We start from the raw sequence: 9,709 nt of genomic DNA on the forward strand, positions 1-9,709 counted from the left end.
ATGATGTACGTCGCGATGTGCTCGGTGCCGGCGTACCTGCGGCGGCGCACGGCGTCGGCGGCGGCGCCCAGCGCGTGCAGCGGAGCGTCACGGTAGAGGTCGAGCGCCTCTTCCGGGGTGATGCGCCCGCCCTCGGCGGCACGGTCGAGGACGGACTGAAGGTCGGCCTTCTCGGTCACCGGGAGCGTCCCTTTCATAAGGGTGTGGACGGACCTGGCCAGCCTACGCCAGCCCCACCAGGAGCCCGACGTCAGGCCGCGTACGCCCCCATCAGGAGCCCGAGGTACGCCCCCGCGATCAGGAACGGTCCGAACGGGATCGATGTCCTGCGCCCCGCGCGGCGCGCGAGGACGAGGCCCAGTCCGTACAGCCCCCCGAACAGGAATCCGGCGAACGTCCCGAGGACGACGGTCCCCCATCCGTACCAGCCGAGCACCGCCCCGAGTCCCAGCGCGAGCTTCACGTCCCCGAACCCCATGCCGTTCGGACTGACGAGGAAGAGGAGGAAGTAGGCGCAGCCCAGCGCGAGTGCCCCGAACAGCGCGGTCGGCCAGTTCCCGGCGTGCTCCGGCAGGACGGCGGCGGCGCCCAGCAGCGCGAGCGCGAGGCCTGCGAGCGGCAGGGTGAGCACGTCCGGCAGCCGCTGCACCCGGAAGTCCACGACCGCGAGCAGCACACCGAGCGGCGCGAGCAGCAGCCAGGCGCCCAGCTCGGGGCGGACACCGGTGGCGAGGGCGAGACCGGCACAGACCAGCGCGGTGGTGAGGGACACGAGGGGGGTGCGCGGTCCGTACGACGCCGCGGCTGCGAGCCGGGCCGGGCGCCCCGCCGCGCCGGACGGCGCCGGCACCGTGCGGCCGGCGCACTCGGCGCAGCGGGCGGGTCCGAGCCAGCCGCCCGCGACCCCGGTGAGGGCGTGGCCGCCGGGACACCGGTCCCGCCACGCCTCGTCCGGCTCGACGGAGAAGCGGTGGGCGGCCCGTGGCACGAGCACACCCACCGCGGCGCCCCAGGCGGCGGCGACGGCGGTCAGCCAGAGAACGGGATCCACGCGGACACCCTACGCAGCCGGGCGCGGTCCGGGCAGGGCGCGCCTTCCCCGGGCCGTCGCCTCTCCCCGGGCCATGGCCCTTGTGCGGTCGGTCAGTTGGGCGGTTTCGACATCCGCGCGACCGGATCGCCCGCGTCCGGGTTGTCGGTCTCGTACTTGAGGTCGCCCTTGGCGGGTGTCAGCCGCACCTCGTGGCTGCCCGTCGTGCAGGTGCCGGGGTTGGACTTCCTGGCGATGCTCGTCGCGGTGAGCCGCTGGTCCGTGACCTTCTTGAGGACGAGTACGTCGTCGCAGACGCCGCCGATCAGGTCGGTCGACCGGAACGTGCCCAGTTCCTTGCCCACGGCGGCCCGGTGCAGGGTGACGCGGAACGTGCCCGCGGGCAGGCTCCCGTCCAGCGCGTAGGCGGCGCCCTCCCAGGTGCCGAGGTACTTCGCGGGCACCGAACCCAGCTCCGTGTCCGCCCGGCCGGACGGGTCCGGCGACGCCGCCGGACGGCTGGCCGCCGAGTCACCGCCGGAGTCCGAGGAGTGATCGCCGCCCGGCAGCAGGTCGAAGAGGAACGCCGAGCCCACCGTCACCGCCGCGAGTGCTCCGGCGACCGCGAGGGCGACCGTGCAACTGACCCTGCGTCCGCGGCCGTTCGTGCCGGAGGCGGAGGTCGCGGCCAGGCTGACGGAGAGCCTTCCGGGGTCCTGGCCGGGACCGGCGGAGTGGTCGGCCCGGACCTCGGCCGCGTCCCGGGGCTCGCGCTGGTCGGGTACGTACGTGGGGTGGGTGGGGTACGGGGGCATCGCGGGCGGCGGCCCGAAGACTCCGCCGGTCGCACGCGTCCCGGCGCCCGGCGTCCCGGCCTCCGGCGTCCCGGCGCCGGGATCCGTGCCCCCCGGACTGCTGTCGAACCCCACCGGTCCCGACGGCGCGGCCTCCGTCGCCTCCAGGTTCAGCAACTGCACGGCGCCGCGGCTGACCTGCTCGACCAGCGGCCCCGGCAGCCATCCCGCCGTCACCGAACGGGCCGCCCCGCCGGGGACCAGCCGCGCGGCCACCTCGGCGGGGGCCGGCCGACCGTCCGGGTTCTTCGCCAGACAGGCCGCCGCCAGGTCCCGCAGCTCGCCCTCCAGGGAGCCGAGCCGGGGTTCCTCGTGCACCACCTTGTAGAGGAGCGCGGCCGAGGAGTCACCGGGGAAGGGGGACTCCCCCGTCGCCGCGTACACCAGCACCGCGCCGAGCGAGAAGACGTCGGCCGCCCCCGTGACCGCCTTGCCGAGGATCTGCTCCGGCGACATGTAGCCGGGAGAGCCGACGGAGACGCCCGTCGAGGTGAGGGAGGCCGTGCCGTCGGTCGCGCGGGCGATGCCGAAGTCGATGAGGAGGGGCCCGTCGAGGGTCAGCAGGACGTTGGAGGGCTTGACGTCGCGGTGGACGAGACCGAGCACGTGGACCGCGCCGAGCGCCTCGGCGAGGCCCGCGCCCAGCACCCGTACGGACGCCACGGGCAGGGGGCCGGTGTCCGCGACGGCGCCCGCGAGCGAGGGACCGGCCGCGTATCCCGTCGCCACCCAGGGCACGGGTGCCTCCGGGTCCGCGTCCAGGACCGGGGCCGTCCACGCGCCGCCCACCCGTCGCGCGGCCTCGACCTCGCGACGGAACCGGGCGCGGAACTCCTCGTCCAGCGCGAAGTGCGGGTGCACGATCTTGACCGCGACCGTACGCCCGCCCGCGCTGCGGCCCAGGTACACGCGCCCCATGCCGCCGGAGCCCAGCCGGCCGAGCAGCCGGTAGGGCCCCACGACCGTGGGTTCGTCGACTCCGAGCGGCTGCATGACACTCACAGCTCATCCCTCCCCCGTACGCACTGGACGCACTGCCCAGCAGGGTAGTTCCGTACGCCTCCGAGCGCCCGGGGCCTCAGGGCTTCGGGGCCTCAGGGCTTCAGCAGTTCCACCCGTACGTCCGCCGGGAACCCGGTGGTCGAGCCGACCCGCCGGGCGAACTCCCGCACGGCCGCCAGCTGCGGGGCGCCGAAGCGGAAGTCGAGCGTGGTGAAGTACCGCTCCAGGACCTGCTCGTCGAAGGCCTCCCAGCGGGCGGCCTGCTCGGCGACCTTGGAGACCTCGTCGAGGGAGAGGTCGCGGGAGGAGAGGAAGGCCTCGTGCACCTTGCGGGTGACGAGCGGCTCGCGCTCCAGGTAGTCGCGGCGGGCGGCCCACACGGCGAAGACGAACGGCAGCCCCGTCCACTCCTTCCACAGGGTGCCGAGGTCGTGCACCTCAAGACCGAACTTCGGCCCGTCGAGCAGATTGGCCCGCAGTGCCGCGTCACCGATGAGTACGGCGGCGTCCGCCTCCTGCATCATCAGGCTGAGGTCGGGCGGGCAGGTGTAGTAGGACGGCTGGACCCCCACGCTCTCGGCCAGCAACAGCTGTGCCAGGCGCACGGATGTACGAGAGGTCGAGCCGAGGGCGACCCTGGCGCCGTCCAGCCGGTCCAGCGGGACCTGGGAAACGATCACGCAGGACATCACCGGACCGTCGCAGCCGACCGCGATGTCGGGGAAGGCCACCAACTCGTCGGCGTGCTTGAGGAACTCGACGAGCGTGATGGGCCCGATGTCGAGATCGCCCTGCACCAGCTTCTCGCTGAGCTTCTCCGGGGTGTCCTTGGTGAGCTCGAAGTCGAGGAGCGTGCCCGTTCTCGCGAGCCCCCAGTAGAGGGGCAGGCAGTTCAGGAACTGGATGTGGCCGACGCGCGGCCGGGTGCGAGAATTGTCCACATCGCGAGGCTAGACCCCATGCGGTACGGTGCAGTCCTCAGGGTCCCCGCGAGGCTTCGCCGACCGCCCCGACCCCTGTGTCCGCCCTCGCCCCGACGGGCCGCGACACCCCGACGTCAACGCGCACACCGGACGGGTCAGACATCCGGGTGACGTGATCTTTCCCCCTATTGCTTTCGGCTGCCTGCGTGCTAGGCTCGCCGCAAGTTGCAGTTTGGTTTCCCTTGCAGTACAGAGCCTGCGGAGCATGTGACCGCGGGCTCTCGTCGTTTTCAGACATATGCAGTTGTTTACACAATCGCAGGTTCTGGAGCAGGGCAACCCTTTGGGCCCAAGGAGGGCTTATGGCTACCGGAACCGTGAAGTGGTTCAACGCCGAAAAGGGCTTTGGTTTCATCGCCCAGGAAGGCGGCGGCCCGGACGTCTTCGTCCACTACTCCGCGATCAACGCGAGCGGATTCCGCTCTCTCGAAGAGAACCAGGCGGTTTCCTTCGACGTCACGCAGGGTCCGAAGGGCCCGCAGGCGGAGAACGTCACTCCGCTCTAAGCCTTCGGCTCCATGAGCCCCATGCTTTGATCCGGAACGGATAGCAGTACCCAAGGAGCCCCGCGCCAGCCGGTCGCGGGGCTCCTGCCTTTCCGCCGTCCGCCACGGCGATGAAACCTCCGCCGGAGCCCCCGCCCGCCCCTTCACGGCTTCACGGCTTCACGGCTTCACGGCTTCACGGCTTCAGGTACAGGCTCTCGATCTCCTTGCCGAAGTCACGTTCGATCGCGGCCCTCTTGAGCTTCAGGGTGGGGGTCACATGGCCGGCCTCCTCCGTGAAGTCCACCGGAAGGACGGCGAAGCGGCGGATGGACTCGGGGCGGGAGACGAGCTTGTTGGCCTCGTCGATCGCGCGCTGGATGATGACGTTCAGTTCGGGATCGTCGACCAGCAGCTCCGGTGGCACGGGGTGCTTGCCGATCATCTGGCGCCAGTGGGTGATGCCGTCGAGGTCGAGGGTGACGAGGGCGCTGACATAGGGCCGACGGTCGCCGAGGACGATGCACTGGGAGATCAGGGGGTGCGAGCGGAGCCAGTTCTCCAGGGGCGCGGGGGCCACGCTCTTGCCGCCCGCGGTGATCAGGATCTCCTTCTTGCGGCCGGTGATGGACAGGTAGCCCCCGTCGTCCAGTTCGCCGATGTCGCCGGTGGCGAACCAGCCGTCGGGAGCCGCGTCGACCACTCCGCCCGCGTGCGGATCCCAGTAGCCCCGGAAGATCTGTTCGCCGCTCAGCAGGACCTCACCGTCGCCCGCGATCCGTACCCGCGTGCCCGGCAGCGGCCAGCCCACCGTTCCCAGCCGGGGTTTGAGCGGGGGCGTGACCGTGGCGGCCGCGGTGGCCTCCGTCAGGCCGTAGCCCTCGTAGATCTCGATACCGGCGCCCGCGTAGAACGCGGCGAGGCGGCGGCCGAGCGGGGAGCCGCCGCAGATCGCGTAACGGACCCTGCCGCCGAGCGCGTTGCGGATACGCCGGTAGACCAGCGGATCGTAGAGGGCGCGGGCCGCTCGCAGGGGGCGGGAGGGACCGGGCCCGGTGCCGTGCTGCCGGGCCTCGACCGCCTCGCCGTAGCCGCACGCGATGCGCGCCGCCCGGTCGAAGGACGCGCCGCGGCCCATCTTCTCGGCCGTCGCCCGGCCGGTGTTGAACACCTTCTCCAGCACGTACGGGATGGCCAGCAGGAACGTGGGCCGGAAGCTCGCCAGGTCGGCGAGCAGGTCCTCGGTGCGCAGGCTCGGCGCATGTCCGAGCCGTACCCGGGCGCGCAGGCAGGCCACCGCGACCATCCGTCCGAAGACGTGCGAGAGGGGCAGGAACAGGAGCATGGACGCGGCGTCCGAGGTCTTGGTCCTGAAGATCGGGTAGAGCAGCTCGACCGCGTTGTCGATCTCGGCGAAGAAGTTGCCGTGGGTGAGCGCGCAGCCCTTGGGGCGGCCGGTCGTGCCCGAGGTGTAGATGAGCGTGGCGAGCGTGTCGGGGCCCAGCACGCCCCGGCGTACGGCGACTTCCTGGTCCGGAATGTCCCGGCCGCGCTCGGCCAGCCTCTCCACGTGCCCCTTCTCGAAGACCCACATGTGCCGCAGGTCGGGGATCCGGTCGCGCTCCGGGCCGAGCGCGGACGCCTGGGCCACGGTCTCCGTGGCGAGCGCGACGGCTCCCGAGTCCTGGAGGATCCAGCGGACCTGGAAGAGGGAGGAGGTGGGGTAGACGGGCACGGTGACGAGTCCGGCGGCCCAGGCGGCGAAGTCCAGCAGCGTCCACTCGTACGTCGTCCGAGCCATGATCGCGATGCGGTCACCGGGTGCCAGGCCCTCGGCGATCAGTCCCTTCGCGACCGCCAGTACCTGGGCGGCGAACTCGGCCGCCGTCACGTCCTGCCAGCCGCCGTCGGGGTCCTTGCGGCTGAGGACCGGTTCCCCGGGGGCCTCGGTGGCGTTGTCGAACGGGATGTCGGCGAGTGAGCCGTGGGTCACCCGGGCGACCAGGGGCGGCACGGACACCTCGCGCACGACACCGTCCAACCGCCTGATCTCGGGCTCCACGAGGGAGGGCGGGGAGTGGTACGGGCTGGGCACGGGGCGACTCCTTCGTCTGCCGGGACCAGGTCGGCCCGAGGGGCCGAAGCCTCATACGGGCCTGGAGGGTGGGGGGTTCATGCGAGGCAGGGGTGAGCGGGATCGTACGGGCCCGGGGTGTGGGGTTTGTGGGTGTTTGGGGCGGGCGAGGTGCGAGTTACCCGAGGTAGCTCTTTTCTTCGCTCGCGCCGCCCCTCCCGCCCCCCTCACATGGATGCCGCCCCGCACCCCACCACGGGCCGCGCCACCTGAACCCCCGTTCGCCCGAGGAGCTCGCCCTCGAGCGCCGGAAGGGCTGGAACGCATGAGCCCAGCGCCGGCCCGATCCACTGATCCGTGACATAGCCTTACCCTGGGTAACTTACTCTGGAGTAAATCTACGTCCCGCTGGGAGTTGGACCATGGCCGACCGCCACATGCCCTCCATGACCCCCCATCTCGTCCGCGGCACCCTCCTCTCCCCCTTCAAGCGCCCCCGCCCGGACGCACCCGTTCCCCCCGCCCGCCTCGTCCTCCGGAACCTGCGCGTCGACCTCGCCCACCTGACCGCCTACGAACGCATCTGCGGCTTCGCCACGGGTTCGGAGGCGCTCCCGATCACGTACCCGCACGTCCTCGGCTTTCCGCTCGCCGTGCGGGTCATGGCGAGCCGTCCCTTCCCGCTGCCGCTGCTCGGGCTGGTGCACACGTCGATCGAGATCAGGCAGCGGCGGGCGCCGGCCGCCAACGAGACGTACGAACTCACCGTGTACGCCGAGGGACTGGCACCGCACCGCCGCGGGACCGAGGCCCGCGTCGTGACCGAGGCGAGAGCGGGCGGCGAACTCGTGTGGACGTCGAGAAGTACGTATCTGGCACGGCACCGGACGACCGGGGGCTCGCCCTCGACAGCCCCGGAACCGGCACCGCCGGGGAACGCGGGCTCGGCGAGGGACCCGCTGCCCGCCCGCGCCGAATGGCGTCTCGGCGGCGACGTCGGGCGCCGCTACGGCGCCGTGTCGGGGGACCGCAACCCCATCCATCTGCACCCGCTCACCGCCCGCCTCTTCGGCTTCCCCCGGGCCGTCGCGCACGGTATGTGGACCGTCGCCCGCTGCCTCGCGGAACAGGGACCGCAGGGACCGGTGTACGTACGCGCGGGCTTCAAGGCCCCGGTCCTCCTGCCGGGCACCGTCACCTACGCCGCCGACGGCCCCGCCTTCGAACTCCGTGCCCCGAGCGGCGACCCGGTCCGCCGGCACCTCACCGGGGAGGTGCACCCCGGTGACCCCGACCGGGTCTAGGACGCAGGACGTGGTCCACGCCGGGCCGGGCTCACGCCTGGCCGTCGAGCGGCGGCGACCAGGGGTGGTTGTCCATGAGGTCGCCCAGGCCCGCCCAGGCGAAGTTCATCAGAGTCGCCGCGGCCTGCTTCGCCGAGACACCCTGCGTGGCGTTGGCCCAGGCCGCCAGGGACTCCGCGGCACCCACGAGGGCCTCGGCGAGACCGGCGACCTCGCGTTCGGGCAACGACGGATCGCGATGCGCCTCGCGCGCGGCGACCACGATCAACTGGGTGACGAACGCGACGAGTTCCTCGCGCATCGCGGCGACCTCGGCCGCGAACGGCTCGCCGTGCGTGCGCGCCTGACGGTGCAGCACCGACCAGCCGTCGGGGTTCTGCGCCGTATGGGTGAAGAACGCCCGCAGGCCTTCCCACAGTTGTCGGTCGGCGGCCAGGCCCGGCCCGACACCCGCGCGCACCGCCGCGGTCAGTGCCACGGCCTCACGCCGGATGCAGGCGGTGAACAGGTCTTCCTTCGAGTTCAGGTACAGGTACACCAACGGCTTGGACACGCCTGCCAGATCGGCGATCTCGTCCATCGACGCGGACCGGTATCCCCGCTGCCCGAAGGTCCGCACAGCGGCGTCCAGCATCTGCTGCTCACGCACCGCACGCGGCATCCGCTTGTTCTTCACAGCACCCATACGGGCAAGCGTACGATCGGCCGCCGCCGGGGCGGCACCGAGGAAGCCGGGGCCCATGGCCGCGCGGCCGACGGTGCGGGGGTGTCAGGAGGGCCGGCTCTGCGCGCCGCGTGCGGCGTCGTCCGCGTGGTCCTCCTGGGTGCGGTTCTGCTCCAGGTTGGCCCGGGCGCGGTCCACGCGCGCGACGACCTGGGCGGAGGCACGGTCACGCTCCTTGCGCAGCACGACGAAACTGATCGGCGCGGAGATCACCAGGGCGAGCAGGACGACCCACATGTAGTTGGAGTCGCCCAGACCGCGCGGCGCGATGCCCGAATAGACGAGGCCCCAGACGACCACGAGGCAGCCTGCGAAGATACCGAGGCGCATCAGCGTGTAGCGGCCCATGTCAATCCACTCTTCCGTTCCGAACCGTTTCGAACGTTCCCAAAGGGCACCGTCCAGTGAAGCACGCCGGGAGCGCGGATCACTCGGCGGGGGCTCACTCGCCGCGCGGCAGAGGCAGCAGCATGATGATGTCGTCCCGGTCGTCGCCCGGTGCGACGCGTATCGCCTCGGGCACCCGGCCGACCTCCTTGTAGCCGCAGGAGGCGTAGAAGCGCTCCAGTCCCTCGCCGCCCCGGCAGGTGAGCCGGAGCGCGTCGAGGCCGAGGCCGCGGGCCTGCCGCTCGGCCTCCTGGAGCAGCTCGGCGCCGTAGCCGCGGCCCTGGAGCGCGGGGTCGACCATGACGGTGTAGAGCCACGCCCAGTGGCGCATCAGGGGGTGGTCGTTGAAGGAGAGGAAGGCGGTGGCGGCGAGCCGGCCGTCGGCGGTGAAGGCCGCGAGGAGCCGGGTGCGGCCCTCGGCCACGGCGCCGAGATGGGCCTCGGCGCGGGGCCGTATGTCGGCCGGGGTCACCGGCGGCACGAATCCGACCGCGCCGCCCGCGTTGGTGACGTCCGTCCAGAGCGTGAGCAACTGGTCGGGCAGGGCCGGGGCCGGCTTCGTGGTCTCGGTGAAGAGGGTGAACGTCAGTGGCACGGTCACCCAGGCTAGAACATCGAGGTCAGAGCTCCCTCAACCGCAGAGGTCGCTTCGCTGAACAGCGGCCGGCGCGCGCCGGTACGTCAGACGCGCATCGGCTGCGGGGCCTCCCGGCGCGCCGGGTCCGGGCCGTCGTACTCGCGGATGATCTCGTAGCGGGTGTTGCGCTCCATGGGGCGGAAGCCGGCGTCGCGGATCAGGTCGAGCAGATCCTCGCGGGTCAGCTTGTTCGGGGTGCCGTAGTTGTCCGCGTCGTGCGTGATCTTGT

9 protein-coding genes and 2 pseudogenes are annotated in these 9,709 nt (G+C 72.0%); 2 read left to right on the forward strand and 9 right to left on the reverse strand.

All coding sequences use genetic code 11. The features are described from left to right. The 4 genes and pseudogenes from ABZV34_RS35125 to ABZV34_RS35140 all read right to left on the reverse strand — a co-directional run. A pseudogene (locus ABZV34_RS35125) lies at positions 1-179 on the reverse strand (dehypoxanthine futalosine cyclase); the annotation flags it as partial. Positions 180-250: 71 nt separating this feature from the next. After that, entirely contained in the window at positions 251-1,051 is an 801-nt protein-coding gene (locus ABZV34_RS35130) for an A24 family peptidase (protein ID WP_356285989.1), read from the reverse strand. A 92-nt stretch (positions 1,052-1,143) separates the two neighbouring features. Beyond that, positions 1,144-2,877: a serine/threonine-protein kinase gene (locus tag ABZV34_RS35135; RefSeq protein WP_356286005.1), complete on the reverse strand. Its 1,734-nt coding sequence runs from the start codon at positions 2,875-2,877 to the stop codon at positions 1,144-1,146. A gap of 101 nt (positions 2,878-2,978) precedes the next feature. Continuing rightward, entirely contained in the window at positions 2,979-3,827 is an 849-nt protein-coding gene (locus tag ABZV34_RS35140; protein WP_356285992.1) for a menaquinone biosynthesis protein, read from the reverse strand. A gap of 344 nt (positions 3,828-4,171) precedes the next feature. Between ABZV34_RS35140 and ABZV34_RS35145 the strand changes: the two genes are divergently transcribed. Further along, entirely contained in the window at positions 4,172-4,375 is a 204-nt protein-coding gene (locus tag ABZV34_RS35145; protein WP_148009945.1) for a cold-shock protein, read from the forward strand. A gap of 175 nt (positions 4,376-4,550) precedes the next feature. On the opposite strand, the gene ABZV34_RS35150 is transcribed toward ABZV34_RS35145, so the two are convergent. Beyond that, positions 4,551-6,449 carry an AMP-dependent synthetase/ligase gene (locus ABZV34_RS35150; protein ID WP_356285995.1) on the reverse strand — a complete coding sequence of 633 codons (1,899 nt, stop codon included), beginning with the start codon at positions 6,447-6,449 and terminating at the stop codon, positions 4,551-4,553. A 401-nt stretch (positions 6,450-6,850) separates the two neighbouring features. Here ABZV34_RS35150 and ABZV34_RS35155 point away from each other — a divergent pair, with 401 nt between their 5' ends. Next, the gene (locus tag ABZV34_RS35155) at positions 6,851-7,732 is read left to right on the forward strand and encodes a MaoC/PaaZ C-terminal domain-containing protein (RefSeq protein WP_356285997.1); all 882 of its coding nucleotides are present in this window, start codon (positions 6,851-6,853) and stop codon (positions 7,730-7,732) included. A gap of 31 nt (positions 7,733-7,763) precedes the next feature. Here ABZV34_RS35155 and ABZV34_RS35160 read toward each other — a convergent pair whose 3' ends face one another. The 4 genes and pseudogenes from ABZV34_RS35160 to ABZV34_RS35175 all read right to left on the reverse strand — a co-directional run. Continuing rightward, positions 7,764-8,417 carry a TetR/AcrR family transcriptional regulator gene (locus ABZV34_RS35160; protein ID WP_356285999.1) on the reverse strand — a complete coding sequence of 218 codons (654 nt, stop codon included), beginning with the start codon at positions 8,415-8,417 and terminating at the stop codon, positions 7,764-7,766. An 84-nt stretch (positions 8,418-8,501) separates the two neighbouring features. Next, complete coding sequence (locus ABZV34_RS35165; protein WP_356286002.1) at positions 8,502-8,804, reverse strand: DUF4229 domain-containing protein; 303 nt, start codon at positions 8,802-8,804, stop codon at positions 8,502-8,504. A 94-nt stretch (positions 8,805-8,898) separates the two neighbouring features. After that, complete coding sequence (locus tag ABZV34_RS35170; protein ID WP_356286008.1) at positions 8,899-9,438, reverse strand: GNAT family N-acetyltransferase; 540 nt, start codon at positions 9,436-9,438, stop codon at positions 8,899-8,901. Between the two features lie 86 nt (positions 9,439-9,524). After that, positions 9,525-9,709, reverse strand: a pseudogene (locus ABZV34_RS35175) (aminofutalosine synthase MqnE); the annotation flags it as partial.

Origin of the sequence: Streptomyces sp. NPDC005195, from assembly GCF_040608315.1 — a bacterium.
In the GTDB taxonomy this organism is placed as follows: Bacteria; Actinomycetota; Actinomycetes; order Streptomycetales; family Streptomycetaceae; genus Streptomyces; species Streptomyces kaempferi.